This is a genomic window from Agromyces sp. CCNWLW213, from assembly GCF_037199545.1.
Lineage (GTDB): Bacteria > Actinomycetota > Actinomycetes > Actinomycetales > Microbacteriaceae > Agromyces.
Window position 1 is genome coordinate 109363 of the sequence record NZ_JBBBDX010000010.1, and the last position, 15075, is coordinate 124437.

Annotated in this window: 12 protein-coding genes; 3 read left to right on the plus strand and 9 right to left on the minus strand. The window is 73.2% G+C overall.

What is annotated here, in order from left to right; translation table 11 throughout:
* Positions 1 to 62: 62 nt before the first annotated feature.
* The 8 genes from WBQ80_RS15975 to WBQ80_RS16010 all read right to left on the minus strand — a co-directional run bounded on the left by WBQ80_RS15975 (position 63) and on the right by WBQ80_RS16010 (position 8640).
* Positions 63 to 944, minus strand: a complete 882-nt coding sequence (locus WBQ80_RS15975) for a metal-dependent hydrolase (protein ID WP_336572447.1) — start codon at positions 942 to 944, stop codon at positions 63 to 65.
* Positions 944 to 1123, minus strand: coding sequence for a hypothetical protein (locus tag WBQ80_RS15980; protein WP_336572449.1), 180 nt, complete (start codon positions 1121 to 1123; stop codon positions 944 to 946). Before WBQ80_RS15980 ends, WBQ80_RS15975 begins: the two co-directional genes overlap by 1 nt.
* 72 nt (positions 1124 to 1195) lie before the next feature.
* Positions 1196 to 2371: an acyl-CoA dehydrogenase family protein gene (locus WBQ80_RS15985; RefSeq protein ID WP_336572450.1), complete on the minus strand. Its 1176-nt coding sequence runs from the start codon at positions 2369 to 2371 to the stop codon at positions 1196 to 1198.
* A 9-nt stretch (positions 2372 to 2380) separates the two neighbouring features.
* Positions 2381 to 3382 (minus strand): DUF4349 domain-containing protein, encoded by a 1002-nt coding sequence (locus WBQ80_RS15990; RefSeq protein WP_336572452.1) that lies wholly within the window; start codon positions 3380 to 3382, stop codon positions 2381 to 2383.
* Positions 3383 to 3478: 96 nt separating this feature from the next.
* A complete protein-coding gene (locus WBQ80_RS15995) occupies positions 3479 to 4930 on the minus strand; it encodes a carotenoid oxygenase family protein (RefSeq protein WP_336572453.1) in 1452 nt (483 codons plus the stop codon).
* The gene (gene crtI, locus WBQ80_RS16000; protein ID WP_336572454.1) at positions 4927 to 6507 is read right to left on the minus strand and encodes a phytoene desaturase family protein; all 1581 of its coding nucleotides are present in this window, start codon (positions 6505 to 6507) and stop codon (positions 4927 to 4929) included. Before crtI ends, WBQ80_RS15995 begins: the two co-directional genes overlap by 4 nt.
* A 50-nt stretch (positions 6508 to 6557) precedes the next feature.
* Positions 6558 to 7388, minus strand: coding sequence for an aldo/keto reductase (locus WBQ80_RS16005; RefSeq protein WP_336572456.1), 831 nt, complete (start codon positions 7386 to 7388; stop codon positions 6558 to 6560).
* A 43-nt stretch (positions 7389 to 7431) separates the two neighbouring features.
* Positions 7432 to 8640, minus strand: coding sequence for an MFS transporter (locus tag WBQ80_RS16010; RefSeq protein ID WP_336572458.1), 1209 nt, complete (start codon positions 8638 to 8640; stop codon positions 7432 to 7434).
* Positions 8641 to 8731: 91 nt separating this feature from the next.
* Between WBQ80_RS16010 and WBQ80_RS16015 the strand changes: the two genes are divergently transcribed.
* Together WBQ80_RS16015 and WBQ80_RS16020 are read left to right on the plus strand one after the other, a co-directional pair.
* Complete coding sequence (locus tag WBQ80_RS16015; RefSeq protein ID WP_336572459.1) at positions 8732 to 9067, plus strand: ArsR/SmtB family transcription factor; 336 nt, start codon at positions 8732 to 8734, stop codon at positions 9065 to 9067.
* Positions 9064 to 9579 carry an SRPBCC domain-containing protein gene (locus WBQ80_RS16020; protein ID WP_336572460.1) on the plus strand — a complete coding sequence of 172 codons (516 nt, stop codon included), beginning with the start codon at positions 9064 to 9066 and terminating at the stop codon, positions 9577 to 9579. Before WBQ80_RS16015 ends, WBQ80_RS16020 begins: the two co-directional genes overlap by 4 nt.
* On the opposite strand, the gene hrpA is transcribed toward WBQ80_RS16020, so the two are convergent.
* Entirely contained in the window at positions 9560 to 13654 is a 4095-nt protein-coding gene (gene hrpA, locus WBQ80_RS16025; protein ID WP_336572461.1) for an ATP-dependent RNA helicase HrpA, read from the minus strand. The genes WBQ80_RS16020 and hrpA overlap by 20 nt on opposite strands.
* A 121-nt stretch (positions 13655 to 13775) precedes the next feature.
* Between hrpA and WBQ80_RS16030 the strand changes: the two genes are divergently transcribed.
* Complete coding sequence (locus WBQ80_RS16030; protein WP_336572462.1) at positions 13776 to 14618, plus strand: aldo/keto reductase; 843 nt, start codon at positions 13776 to 13778, stop codon at positions 14616 to 14618.
* Positions 14619 to 15075 lie beyond the last annotated feature (457 nt).

The window sequence follows — 15075 nt, forward strand, 5'->3', positions numbered from 1 at the left end:
CCCCACATGCTAACCCCGCCGTGGGACGCCGGGGCTGGGGAACGCCCAGCCCGGTTCGGGGGTCAGGAACCGCCGGACGCGGCGTCGACGCGCGTGGTCATGGTGAGCACGGGCGTGCCGCCGTCGTCGCCGAGGTCGAATGACACTCGGATCCGCCCGAGCTCGCCGAGCGAGTCGGCGTGCGTGCCGCCGCACGGGATGCGGGCCGATGCGCCGGGCAGCTCGCAGATCCAACTCCGTCGGTCGGTGAGGTGCTCGCCGACACGCTCGATGCGCACGCGGGCGTCGGCGGCGACCCACTCCGCCAGGGTCGCCTCGACGGATGCCGCGAGCTCGTCGAGTCCGTCGGCGAGCCCGTTCGCATCGAAGCCCGCGCGCCGCAGCGACTTGTTGAGCCGATACCGGTCGACGGACCCGTCGGGCTCGATCCGCGACGTCGCGATCGCGATGCCGTCGAAGTCGGGGGAGCCGAGCGCGTCCTCCCGCGCAGCCTTCGACCAGCGGGAGGCGAGCGCGCGGTTGAGCGCGAGGGCGGCGGCGTGGCACGCGGTGTGGCCGCGCGAGAGGGCGCGGCGGAGCGCGACATCCGCCTCGAACTCGACCTCGTCGCCTTCGCGCACCTCGGCATCGGGGTCGAGGAGGTGCGCGACGAGGAACGACCAGCCGTCGGTGCCCGGACGGACGGGGACGTCGCCGATGTGCAGCGACTCGCCGTCGGTCGCGGCGACGACCGCGTCACGGAGCGCCAGCTCACGGCCGCCGACGCGCAGGACGCCCGCGTCGGCGGGCTGGTCGGGCCACGCGTGGTCGACGGGGTGGATGCTCGTGCGATCGGCGAACACGGCGAGCGCGCCGGCGTGCGGCGCGACGTGCAGCACGGTCGCGGTGGCGGTGAGGTCCCCGACGGGGAACGTGACGATGGTGTCCTCGCGGGGGAGGGCCATCAGACCCCGCTCTCGCGGTGCCCGAGGATCTGGATCGGCACGGCCATCGCGACGGCCACGCCGAGGATCCCTGCGAAGAAGACGAGCGCCTCGAGGCCCGCGACCTGGTCGGCCACGCTCATGAGCCACAGGGCGAACAGGAAGACGGCCATGCTGATGATGTAGGGGAACGCGCTCACGGGAACCTCCTCGGGTGGGCGGGCGATGCCGCGGCGCCAGTCTATCGAGCGACCCGTGGGGGCCGCGGGCATTCAGTCCCGGATCGGGCCGAGCCACGCGGTCGCGATCGCGCCGAGCGCACCGTCGTCGCTCGACGGGTGGAACGCGCCGGCGAGGACGTCCCGCTGCAGGCGGCCGAGCTCGTCGCCGGCGAAGAACGTCCGTCCGCCGGCGACGCGCACCGCGCGGTCCACGACCTCGCGGGCGGTCTCGACCGCCCGCATCTTGAGCCCCGACGGCGTGGCGAATCGGAACGCGCCGTGGTCGACGCCCTCGGCGAGGTCCCGGGCGAGCGCGAGGAGTTGGGGCTCGATGGCATCGAGGCGGGATCCGGCCTCGGCGATGCGACGGCGGGTGTCGGGGTCCTGCGAGCGGGGGAGGCCCGTCCGCTTCGAGACGCGCGACTCGGCCGACGCGACCGCGAGCTCGAGTGCGCGGCGTGCGAGGCCGGCGTACACCGACGAGATGAGCAGCTCGAAGCACGCGAAGATGGCGTACGCGAAGGGGTCGTCGCCGGGGCCGGGGTCCAGTCGGCGCACGATCCGGTCGGGTGCGGCGGCGGCGCCGTCGAGCACCGTCGTGCGGCTCTGGGTCGCCCGCATGCCGATCGTGTCCCAGTCGTCGAGCGTGCGCACGTCCGGGTCGTCGCGATCGATGAACGCGTACACCAGCTTGGGGGCGTCGTCCGACCGCGTGTCGAGGCCGTGCACGCCGAGCCGCGTCCAGGCCGGGGAGAGCGACGTGAAGATCTTGCGGCCGGTGTACCGGACGCCGCCGTCGGGCTGCGGATCGGCGACCGTGTCCGAGCCGAAGAGCATGAGGTCGTTCCCGGCCTCCGAGATGCCGAACGCGAACAGTTCGCCCGCGGCGGCCTCGCGGAGCAGGAACTCGAGCGAATCGTCGCCGCGGTCGCGGAGGACCCGCGCGACGCTCGTCCACACGAGGTGCATGTTCACGCCGAGGGCCGTTGCCGGCGCCGCCGAGGCGAGTCGCTGCTGACCCCGCACGAGGTCGTCGAGTCCCCAGCCGAGCCCGCCGTGCTCGTCCGGCACGACCGCGCGCAGGTACCCGGCGGCGCGGAGCTCCGAGAGGTCCTCGGTGAAGAACGCGTTGTCGCGGTCGTACCGCGCGGCGCGCTCGCGGAACCGCGCGAGCAGGTCGTCGTCGAGCAGGTCCCCGGGTCCCGGGCGGGCGGCGGTGGTCGGCACGGCGACAGCCTACGCGCGGTGGTCCGGGGCGGGGGACGGCTGCTCCGCGACGGGGGACGGCACCGGCGCCTCGACGGGGCCGCCCGGGTCGGCGGGCCCGGCGCCCAGCGGCTGCGCGACCCGCTCCCGCCCCCGGTGGCGGGCGCGCGCCGCGACGAGCACGATCGCGGTGACGACGGCGCCGAGGACGAGCGCGGCGGCGAGCCACGGCAGCAGCACGCCCGCCACGACGAGCAGGCCGGAGGCGAACCGGACGAGCCCCTCCCAGCCCGCGGCCACGCCGCTGGAGAAGTCGTCGGGGCCGGCCTCCGGCGCGATGCCCTCGGAGAGCAGCTCGACCGTGAGCGTCGAGAAGTCCACCTGCTCCACGAGCCGGTCGCGCTGCGTTGTGAGGCTGTCGAGCTCGGCCTGCCGGGTCGTGAGCTCCGATTCGATGGTGATGAGGTCGGCCGTGTGCGCGGCCTCGGCGAGCAGCGCGAGCAGCCGGTCGACGGACGCCTGGAGGGCCTCGATCCGCGCGTCGAGGTCCTGCCGCTGTTCGGTCACGTCCGACGCGTCGAGCTGCACGGACGTCACGTCGCCGAGCTCGCGCAGGTCGGCGAGCACCCGGTCGAAGTCGTCCGCGGGGATGCGCACGACGAGCGTCGCCCGCGCCTGCTGCGTTCCAGTGCCCGGCGTCTCGGTGCGGCTCTCGACGCGCCCGCCGGCCCGGTCCACGATGTCCGCCGTCTCGGTCGCCGTCCCGATCGGGTCGTCCACCGTCACGGCGAGCCATCCGGTGGTGATGACGCTCCGGTCCCCTGGAGCGTCGACGACCTGGTCCTCGCCGAACTGGTCCTCGTCGCGCGGCGCCACGCCCTCGCCGCCGGAGGGCTCCTCGACGCCCACGTCGGGCTGCGGCATCGCGCCGGAGTCGTCGGCGCCGCCCTCGGACGAGCCCAGGCTGCACCCGCTCAGCAGGAGGAGGGAGAGCGCGGCGGAGACCGCGAGGGTGGCGCGTCGTCGCATCATGCGGTCACGGTACTCCCGCGCGAGGACCCGGCGTCTGGAGGCGGCCTGCGAGTCCGGTCACGATCCGGTTGCGCTCGCTGCGGCCCCGAGGCGGGGTCAGCGGGCGGGCGCGTCGCCGTAGAACTGCCCGTGGTAGCCGAGCAGCACGGGATGCGGCAGTTCGGCGCGCGCGACCTCGGTGAAGGTGGCCGCGTCGAGGACGAGCAGGAAGGACGTGCCGGCGGAGGCGTCGAGGACCACGGACAGGATCACCCCGTCGTCCTCGGCGACGCGGCCGGGGCGGCCGACGAACACGCCCTCGCCGGGGTAGCAGTCCGCCTCGTGCCACGTCGCCGCCCGCCCGTTCCCGACGTCGACCTTGACGAGCTGGTCGTAGAACCCGCGTTCGCCCTGCAGTCCCACGCCGTAGACGAATCGCAGGCGGGGGCTCGTGTTCAGCGCGGCGTAGTCGATGCTCGGCAGCTCGATGGCCGTCGGGGACAGCACCTCCGCGCGGATCCGACGGGCCTGCCGGCCCCCCGACGCGTCGAGCGGGATGCGGAGGCGGCGGAGCGTGCCCGGCGGGATCCGCACGTCGGGCTCGGCGAGCCGGTGGAGGTAGAACGACTCGATGACGGCCGCGTCGTCGTAGGCGACGAGGTCGATGACGACCGAGCCGTCCTCGTCGTCGTAGGCGTTGACGTGGTGGAAGGCGAAGAACGGGTCCGCGACGACCGTCCGCACGTGCCGGCCGCTCTCGCGGTCGAACACGTGGACGCGCGTTCCCCGCTCCGGCTTCCACCGGAAGTTCTCGATGTACGGCCGGAGCCACAGCAGGAGCGACATCGGGTTCACCACGAGCGGGAACTCGACGAGGAGCAGGTGCCGCTCGGACATGCCGAACGAGTGGATGTAGGACGGCTCCCGCACGGGCCGCGAGGCCATCGTCGCGCCATCCAGCACCCCGGGTTCCCGGGTGTCGACGCGACGGAAGACGTAACTGCTGACCGCCCCGTAGCGCGTCACGAGGTTGATCGCCTCGTGACGGTCCTCGTCCAGGTGCGGGTGCACGGTCGTCATGCGCCCGAAGTCCGACCTGTCCCATCCGGCCACGCCGACCGTGCGGAGCGTCTCGGGATCGAACTCGACCTGGATCGGCGTCTCGGCCAGCGCCAGGTAGTGCTCCGCGATGCGCGCGATGTTGACCTTGGCGCTGTCGGTGACCTTCGGGTCGAAGACGGCCATGGCGCGCGCGAACAGCGACCGGCACGGATCGGTGGCGAACTCGGGGTACGCGATGCGGCCCTCGTCGCGAGCGGCACGGTACGACTCCGTCTCGAGGAACCGGTTGGCGTACGAGACCCGTCCGCCGTCGATCGTGAACCGGTGCAGCATCGCGAGCCCGTCGAACCAGTGCCGATAGCGTTGCGAGCCGACCTGGAAGGTGCCGGGCCCGTTGCGGAGCAGCGATCCGGTGAGCCAGCCGGGCAGCTCGCCGCGGACCGGCACGTCGTCGAGCGTGACCTCGGGGCTCTCGCCGAAGCCGTGGACCGCGTGGCTCGCCGTCATCCCGCCACCGCGTCCATCGACGAGTCGCGCGTGCGCCGCGCCGAGCGGCTGCCCCGCGTGCCCCGAGCGGCCTGCGCGGCCGACGCCCGCCCGATGAGCGCCGCCGCGATCTTGCCCGACGCGAGCACCGCGGGGATGCCCGCGCCGGGATGCGTGCCGGCCCCGACGAGGTAGAGGCCGTCGACGCGCGCCGAGCGGTTGTGCGGGCGGAACCACCCGGACTGGAAGAGCGTGGGCTGCAGTGAGAAGGCGGCGCCGTGCGGCGTGTTGAGCACGTCGCGGAAGTGCTCGGGGCCGATCGCGTGCTCCACCGTCAGGTGCGCGGCGAGCCCCGGCAGGTACCTCCGGTCGAGCACCTCGACCACGAGGTCGCGGATGCGACGGGCCGAGGCCGCCGGGACCTCCTCCCCGTCGTCGATGGGCGGGGCGGCCACGAGCACGTACATGGCCTCGCACCCCTCGGGAGCGACCGACGGATCGGTCCGAGTCGGCAGGTGCACGTAGAGGAAGAGGTCGTCGGCCGTGAGACCCTCGCCGCCCTCCGCGCGGCCCCTCCTCGAGCGCGCGAAGACCCGGCCGAGCACGCGACGGGAATCGCCCGTGAGCAGCAGGTTGTGGTGCGCGAGCGGCGTCGCGGGCCAGGTCCGGTCGGCGCCGAGGTACAGGACGTGGAGGGACATGCTCGGCCGCGCCGGCCGAAGGCTTCGCGCGACCGCGCCCCCCGGCGGATCGAGCAGCTGTTCGTACGTGTACGCCGGATCGGCGTTCGAGACCACCACGTCGGCCTCGCGCTCGCTGCCGTCCGCGAGCCGGACGCCGACCACGCGCCCGTCCCGCACGAGGATCCGGTCGACCGCGCTGCCGCACTCGATGCGCCCGCCGAGGCGCTCGAGCAGCGACCCGAGGGCGTCGACGACCGCGGCTGTGCCCCCGACGGCGTAGTGCACGCCCCATCGCCGCTCGAACTCGACGATGAGGGCGTAGAGCGCGGGGGTGCGCGCCGGATGGCCGCCGATGAGGAGCGGGTGGAAGGCCAGCGCGCGCCGCAGGAACGGATCCCGGATGCACGTGTCCACCAGGCGCTGCACGCCGAGCGCCGCCCGGTGGCGGAGGAGGAACGGCAGCATCCGCAGCATCACGTGCAGCTGCATCATCGGTCGCTCCGTGTACGGGTAGAACGCGTCGAAGATCCGGCTGATGCGCCCGCTCAGGCGCGTGTAGCCGTGCTCGTCCCCGGGGCTGCGCCGCGCGACCTCCTGCCGCATGCGCTCGGGGTCGGCGTGGAAGTCGAAGTGCGTGCCGTCGGCGTCGAACGCCCGGTAGAACGGGTCGAGCGGGACCAGCCGCACGTGGTCCTCCAGTCGCTCGCCCGCGAGCGCGAACAGCTCGTCGAACATGAACGGCGCCGTCAGCACCGTCGGGCCCCCGTCGAAGCGGAATCCGTCGAGCTCGTAGAGGTACGCGCGGCCGCCGATGCGCTCGCGCTGCTCGAGCACGGTGACCTCGTGCCCCGCGGCGGCGAGGCGGATCGCGGCGGCCAGGCCGCCGAAGCCGCTCCCGATGACGACCGCACGCATGGCTGCACGATAGCCGCCCGCCTGTGAAGTCGCCTCGGAGCGGCTCGGGATCAGCCGTGGTCCGGATCGCGTCCCGTGCGCTCGCCCGACTCGAGGGTCGCGATGGCGGCGACGTCCTCCTCGTCGAGCCGGAACGAGAACACGTCGAGGTTCTCGGCGATGCGATCGGGGCTCGAGGCCTTCGGGATCACGATGATGCCCTGCATGACGTGCCAGGCGAGCACGACCTGCGCGACCGATCGGCCGTGCTTCGCGGCGATGGGTTCGAGGACCGGGTCGCCGAGCACACGGCCGCGAGCGAGCGGCGACCAGGCCTGGGTGCGGATGCCGAGGCGCTCGTGAACGGCGCGGAGCTCGCGCTGCGGCAGCCACGGATGCAGCTCGACCTGGTTCACCACGGGCGCGACGCCCGTCTCGTCGATGAGCCGCTCGAGGTGGTGGGCGTGGAAGTTGGAGACGCCGATCGACGACACCCGTCCCTCCTCGCGGAGCCGCACGAGTGCGCGCCACGTGTCCACGTACCGATCCCGCGAGGGCACCGGCCAGTGGATGAGGTACAGGTCGAGCACGTCGAGGCCGATCCGCCGCATCGAGTCGTCGAATGCGCGCAGGGTCGCGTCGTACCCGTGGTCGTCGTTCCACACCTTGCTCGTGAGGAACACCGCGTCGCGCGGGAGGCCGCACTCGCGCACGGCCGCGCCCGCCTCGGCCTCGTTGCCGTACAGCGCGGCGGTGTCGAGGTGGCGGTAGCCGAGCTCGATCGCGGTGAGCGCGAGCCGCGTCGCGTCCGCTGCGGGGACCTTGTACATGCCGTAGCCGACCTGGGGGATGCGGCGTCCGTCGGTGAGCGCGATGGTCGGTGCGAGGTGCGGATGCGGCATCCGTTCGGCCTTTCGTCGGGGGCGGCGCGGGCGGAGCGGGGCGTCAGCTCGGCGTGACGGCCACCGGCTCGGTGTCGGGGATGGGGCTGGCGTCGCGGCCTCGGAGGTCGGGATGCCAGCGGCGGGCGAGTGCGGGCACGACGAAGCCGAGGAAGGCGAGGACGCCCGCGGCCCAGAAGGCGCCGACCGCGTCGAAGCCGTCGATCAGGAAGCCGGCGAGGGCCGAGCCGAGGGCGGCGCCGATGAGCTGTCCCGTCCCGACCCAGCCGTACGCCTCGGCCGTGTCGGAGAACTTCACGCTCGCCGACACGATCGCGAAGAGCACGGCGAGCGCGGGCGCGATGCCGATCCCCGCGATGAAGAGCGTCGCCGCGAGCCACCAGAAGTCCATCGAGAACGCGGCGAGCGCGGTGCCGGCGAACACGATGAACATGCGGCGCGCGGTGGACCATGGGCCGATCGGCACGTGGCCGAGGCCGAGCCCGCCCGCGAGGCTGCCGATCGAGAAGATCGCCAGCACGATCCCGGCCTCGGCGCCGCCGTGGCCGAACGCGGCCACGACGCCGGCTTCGATCGCCGCGCACGCGCCGATGAGCAGGAACCCGACGACGGTGGCGAGCAGCACGGGCGGCCGGGTCAGCACCTTGCCGAAGGCGCGCTTCGAGCGCGGGATGCGCACGCGGCCGAGCTCGGGCGAGGAGATGAACCAGGTGCCGCCGATCACCATGAGCGCGGCGGCGAGCAGGATGCCCCACACGGTGCCGACCTGCGTCGAGACGAACGTGGTGACGACGGGGCCGACGACCCAGATGATCTCCTGCGCGGAGGCGTCGAGCGAGAACAGCGGGGTGAGCTGGCGCGAGTTCACCATCTTGGGGTAGATCGTGCGCACGGCGGGCTGGACCGGCGGGGTGGCCAGGCCGCACACGAGGCCGATCGCCATGTACATGGGCACGGTGAGCGGCAGCACGCCGATCGCGATGACGGCGGCGGTGCAGACGACGAGCGTGAGGATCAGCACGGGACGCATCCCGAAGCGGCCCATGAGCCGGCTGGTGAGCGGCCCCGCGACGGCCTGCCCCATCGAGGTCGCGGCGAGCACGAGGCCCGCGGCGCCGTATGACCCGGTCTGCCGCTCGACGTGCAGGAGGAACGCGAGCGAGAGCATGCCCGACGGGAACCGTGCGGTCAGCTGGGCGGCGATGATGCGAGCCACGCCCGGCGTCTTCAGCAGATCGGTGTAGCTGCCCACCCTGCGACTCTACCGATGCGAACGATGTTCGTACGCCGGCAGCCGGGCATCAGTCTGACGCTATATAACGTACAACTGATAGGATGTCGCCGTGCACGCGTTCGACGTCCTCGGCGACCCGGTGCGCCGCCGCATCCTCGACCTGCTGGCCGGCGGCGAACGGCCGGCGGGCGCCGTCGTCGCGGTCGTGGCCGACGAGTTCGGCATCTCGCAGCCCGCCGTGTCGCGCCACCTGCGGATCCTCCGCGAGCAGGGGTTCGCCACCGTGCGGGCCGAGGGCGCTCGCCGCATCTACGCGCTCGAGCGCACGGGCGTCGACGCGGCAGCCGCCGAACTCGACCGGTACCGGCGGTTCTGGTCGCAACGGCTCGACGCGCTGCACACCGAGGTGGCACGCGGGCGGCGTGCCCGACGGAAGGACGCATGATGGCCGTGACCGGCGAGATCCTGACCGATGATCCGGGCTTCGAGCTGCGATTCGACGAGGTGTACGACACCGACGCCGACGACCTCTGGGAGGCGATCACCACGCCCGCCCGACTGGGCCGCTGGATGGCCGACTACCGCGGCGACCTCCGTCTCGGCGGCCGGTGGCAGGCCCTCACGCGCGGCGGCGACGTCTACTGCGACGGCGAGGTCACCGCGTGCGAGCGGCCGCACGGCTTCGCCACCACCTGGACGGTCGTCGGCCAGCCGATGTCGCTGCTGACGGTGCGGCTCGAGCCCGTCGACGCCGGCCGCACGCGGCTGCGCCTCCGGCACGAGCGCGTCACACGACCCGACTACGGTCCGGGATGGCACACCTACCTCGAGAGCCTCGCCTGGCACCTCGCCGACCCGGGCGCGCCGAAGGACCGGGACCGTTGGGACCGCCGCTTCGCCGAGCTCGAACCGGGCTACGCGGCCAGGCTCGCGGCGCTCACTCCGCCAGCGCCCTGACGATGCGCTTGACCGAGACGGTCTCGGCCGTGCGCAGCTCCTGGGCGAACAGGCCGACGCGCAGCTCCTCGAGCAGCCAGCGCACGCGCACCAGGCGCGGCTCCGCCTCCGGGTCGACGGGGATCGTGCCGCCGGCCTTCTCGTAGGCGGTCCGCGCCTGGTCGAACTCGGTGAGCCACTGCCGGTCGCGGCCCGGGTTGTCCGGCATGCGCTGCACGCGCACCGTGATCGCCTCGAGGTAGCGCGGCAGGTGCCGCAGCCGCTCGAGGCCGGTGGCCGAGACGAAGCCGGATGGCACGAGCGCCTCGAGCTGCGACCGCGCGTCGGCGAGCGCCGACATGAGCTGCAGGCTGGACGCCTTCGAGATCGCCCGGTCGGCGTCGCGAGCGGCGACGAGGATCCTGGACACGAGCGACACCGTCTCGAACATCCGGTCCATGACGCTCGCCGACACCGCGTCGCGCACGGCCTCGAACTCGGTGCGCGTGCGTACGAGCCCGTCCGGATGGCGGGCGCGCAACTCGGCGTCGACGACGGCGGCGAGGCAGTCGTCGAGGAGTGCGCGCGGCCCGGCGTACGCGGTCGAGGCGAGGGCGAGCTTCTCCTGGTTCGACAGGTGCTCCTGCACGTAGGCCACGGGCGACGGCGTCGCGAGCACCAGCAGGCGACGGATGCCGCGGCGCGAGGCCCGGTCGCGCTCCTCGGCGGTCGGCACGAGCCGGAGCGCCACCGAGGCGCCCTCGTCCACGAGGGCCGGGTAGGCGCGCACGACGTTGCCCGCCTGGCGCGTGTCGACGTGGTCGGGGATCGACTCCCACTCCCACGACGTGACGCCGACCTGCTCGGCGAACGCCGGCGCGGCCGGGGAGGCCGGGGCGCGCCCGCTCGGCCGGGGGCGGCCCGCGCCGCGCTCGGGAGCGCCGTCGCCGGAGCCCGCGACCGGGGTCTCCGCTCGCCCGTCGCCGCCGCGCCCGCGACTCGGTCCACGCCCGCCCTCGGCGAACGTGGACGCCACCGCACGACTCGCCCGGTCGGCGAGCCGGCGCTGCAGCGATCCGAGGTCCTTGTCGTCGCCGGCCGCGCGCCCGCGCTCGTCGACCGCGCGGAAGGTCACCCGCAGGTGAGGCGGCAGCCGGTCGAGGTCGAAGTCCTCGGCGGTCACGGGAGCGTAGGTCAGGCGCTTGATCACGCCCGCGACCTGCTCGGCGAACGGCGGACGCGGCTCCCCGGACTCCGGGCCGGCCGGCAGCTCGCCCGAGATCTTCGCGGCCCACTCGGCGGCGGGCACCACCTGCCGGCGCAGCACCTTCGGGAGGGTGCGGAGCATCGCCGTGATGAGCTCGTCGCGCAGGCCGGGCACCTGCCAGTCGAAGCCTGCCGGCTCGAGCCGGGGCAGGAGCACGAGCGGGACGAGCACGCTCACGCCGTCGTCCTCGGCGCCGGGCTCGAACCGGTAGCGGAGCGTGAGCGTCTGATCGCCCTGGCGCCAGCGGTCGGGGAATCCGCCGTCGGTCGAGAGCTCCTCGTCGCCGACGAGGTCGGCGGCCGACATCGTGAGCAGGTCGGGACGGCGACGGTGCTCGGCGCGCCACCAGCGCTCGAACGCGCGCGCGTCCGTGGCATCCGCGGGCAGCCGCTGCTCGTAGAAGGCGACGACCGCCTCGTCGCCGCCGAGCACGTCGCGCCGACGCGTGCGCTCCTCGAGCTCGCCGAGCTCGCGCCGCAGCTCGCGGTTGCTGCGCACGAACGAGTAGACGCGCTGGTCGAGCCGACTCCAGTCCCAGTCCTCCTCGACGAGCGCGTGCCGGATGAACAGCTCGTGCGCGAGCGCCGCGTCGATGCGCGCGAGCTGCACGCGCCGCTTGGGCACGATCACCACCCCGAACAGCGTCACCTTCTCGTCCGCCACCGCCGAGCCCTGCCGGCGCTCCCAGCGAGATTCGGAGTACGAGCGCTTCGCGAGCGGACCGGCGAGCTGCTCCGCCCATGCCGGGTCGATCGCGGCTGCGGTGCGGGCGAACAGCCGGCTGGTCTCGACGAGCTCGGCGGCCATGATCGCGGCCGGCGGCTTCTTCGCGAGCGCGGAGCCCGGGAACACGACGAAGCGCGCGTTGCGGGCGCCGGCGAACTCGGCCTGCTGGCGTCGGCCGCGCCGCTCCGCCTCGCGCTGTCCGCCGGCGCCGCCGCGTCCGCTCGAGGTGCGGCTGTCGTCGCGGATCCCGATCTGCGACAGCAGGCCCGCGAGCAGCGACCGGTGGATGCCGTCGGGATTCGGCGCGGCCGCCTCCGTCGCGACGTGCAGGCCGAGCGGCTTCGCGAGCCGCACGAGCTGGCGGTAGAGGTCCTGCCACTCGCGCACGCGCAGGTAGTTGAGGAATTCGGTGCGGCACATGCGTCGGAACGCGCTGCCCGAGAGCTCGCGCTGCTGCTGCTCGAGGTGGTTCCAGAGGTTGAGCAGCGTCAGGAAGTCGCTCGTCGGGTCGACGAACCGCGCGTGCATCGCGTCGGCCTGCTCGCGGCGCTCGAGCGGTCGCTCGCGCGGGTCCTGGATCGTGAGCCCGGCGACGATCGCGAGCACCTCGCGGCTCACGCCCTGCGACTTCGACTCGAGCACCATGCGCGCGAACCTCGGCTCGATCGGCAGGCGCGCGAGCTGCCGGCCGATGCGGGTGAGCTGCGGCCCGCGATCCGGTGGTCGAGCCGCGCCCGGCGGAGCCGGATGCGCGTCGAGTCCCGCGTCATCGATCGCCCCCAGCTCGCGCAGCAGTTCCACGCCGTCTCGGATGCCGCGCGCATCGGGCCGGGTCAGGAACGGGAAGTCCTCGACCGCGCCGAGCCCGAGCGAGGCCATCTGCAGGATGACCGCGGCGAGGTTCGTGCGCAGGATCTCGGGGTCGGTGAACTCCGGCCGCTTGCCGAAGTCGTCCTCGGAGTAGAGGCGGATGGCGATGCCCTCGCTCGTGCGGCCCGAGCGACCCGATCGCTGGTTCGCCGACGCCTGCGAGATCGGCTCGATCGGCAGCCGCTGCACCTTCGACCGCACCGAGTAGCGGCTGATGCGCGCCGTGCCCGCGTCGACGACGTACCGGATGCCCGGCACCGTGAGGCTCGTCTCGGCGACGTTCGTCGCGAGCACCACCCGCCGGCGGAGCCCCGCGACCTTCGACGGCTCGAACACGCGGTGCTGGTCGGCCGACGACAGTCGGCCGTACAGCGGCAGCACCTCGGTCTCGCCGCCGCGCCGGGCTCCCCGGCCGGTCGTGTAGTGCGCGCGCACGGCGGCCTCGGCGTCGCGGATCTCGCTCTCGCCCGAGAGGAACACGAGCACGTCGCCCGACGACTCGCGCTCGAGCTCGTCGAGCGCGTCGAGGATGCCCTGCTGCACGTCGCGGTCCTCGGCCGCCGCCCCCTCGTCGTCGGCGTCCTCGCCGGAGCCCGAGCCGGCCGACTCCGCCACGAGCGGCCGGTACCGGATCTCGACCGGATAGGTGCGGCCGGAGACCTCGATGATCGGCGCCGGCTCGCCCGCGGCATCCGCGAAGTGCCTCGCGAAGCTCTCGGGGTCGATCGTCGCGCTCGTGATGATCACGCGCAGGTCGGGGCGGCGGGGCAGCAGTCGCTTGAGGTAGCCGAGCAGGAAGTCGATGTTGAGGCTGCGCTCGTGGGCCTCGTCGATGATGATCGTGTCGTACCGCCGGAGTTCGCGGTCGCGGTGGATCTCGTTCAGCAGGATGCCGTCGGTCATGACCTTGATGCGCGTCGACTCGCCCACTCGATCGGTGAAGCGCACCTGGTAGCCGACGAGCCCGCCGAGCTCGGCGCCGAGCTCGTCGGCCACGCGCTCGGCGATCGTGCGCGCGGCGATGCGGCGCGGCTGGGTGTGCGCGATCGACTCGCGTCCGAGCTCGAGGCAGATCTTCGGGAGCTGGGTCGTCTTGCCCGACCCGGTGGCGCCCGCGACGATGACGACCTGGTGGTCGCGGATGGCGCGAGCGATGTCGTCGCGTCGACCGCTCACCGGCAGCTCGGCCGGGAAGGTGATCGCGGGGATCGGCAGGGGGGCGCGCTCGGACATCAGCCCTCCATCGTATGGGCGGATGCCGCCTCGGCGCGTGGGACGCCGGATGCGGTGACGTCCGCTTCGCGACGGGCGAACAGGGGAGGGATCTTCCAGCCTGGCGGTGTTGCATTGCCGCATGACGCAGACATCGACCTCGGTGCCCCGAGTCCGCCTGAACGACGGCAACGAGATCCCGCAGCTCGGGTTCGGCGTGTTCCTCGTCGACCCGCCCGAGACCGAGCGGATCGTGGCCGACGCGCTCGAGGTGGGCTACCGCCACATCGACACGGCCCGCATCTACGACAACGAGGAAGGGGTGGGGCGCGCCCTCGCCGCATCCGGGATCCCGCGCGAGGACCTGTACGTCACCACGAAGCTCTGGAACTCCGACCAGGGCACGCAGTCGGCGCTCGACGCGTTCGATGCGAGCCTCGAGCGGCTCGGCCTCGACTACGTCGACCTGTACCTGATCCACTGGCCGGTCCCCTCCAGGGACCGGTACGTCGAGAGCTGGACGGCGCTGGAGCGGATCCGCGAGTCGGGCCGGGCCCGCTCGATCGGCGTCTCGAACTTCCTCGCCCCGCACCTGAAGCGCCTCATCGACGAGACGGGCGTCGCGCCCGCGATCGACCAGATCGAGCTGCACCCCGCCCACCAGCAACCCGAGACCACGGCCTTCGCCGCCGACCACGGGATCGCCATCGAGTCGTGGGGTCCGCTGGGGCAGGGGAAGTACCCGCTGCTCGAGATGGGCGAGGTGACGGATGCCGCGACCGCGCACGGCAAGAGCCCGGCCCAGGTCGTCATCCGATGGCACCTCCAGCGTGGGTTCATCGTCTTCCCGAAGTCGAACCGGCGCGAGCGGATGGCGGAGAACTTCGACGTGTTCGACTTCGAGCTGTCGGATGCGGAGATGCAGCGGATCACCGCGCTCGAGCGCGCCGGCCGCGTGGGTCCGGACCCGGCGCACTTCGGCTGAACCCCGCGCAGGCGGCCCGGAACCGCGCCGCTCGCGCGGGCTCCGGGCGCCGGCGGGCCGGGGCGGACGGGCGCGACACGCCCGGGATGCAAGCCCGATTTGCCGAGCCCCACGCCAGCCCGTAGATTCTTTCTTGTCGCCACGGCGGAGCGGAGAGCGAGAAGCTCCCGGCCGCGAAGACGACAGTCTTAGCCAAACAGCCTCGAAGGCGCATATTGCGACTCGGTTGCTTCAAGCCTAAGATGACTACTCCACTCCCTAGTGAACCGCAGGCCTCGAGCGTGCGGTCGCCGGCTGCGAAGCCCCGGGTCTTCGGCCTCAGGGCGGAAACCGAGCCGGGAGTGGTACAGTAGAGAGGTTGCCCTGGGGGCAGGCCGCGAGGCCGTGACCCGGGTGCGTCCGTTCCTTGAGAACTCAACAGCGTGCACTATGTTCAATGCCAATTTTTGAACCTCGT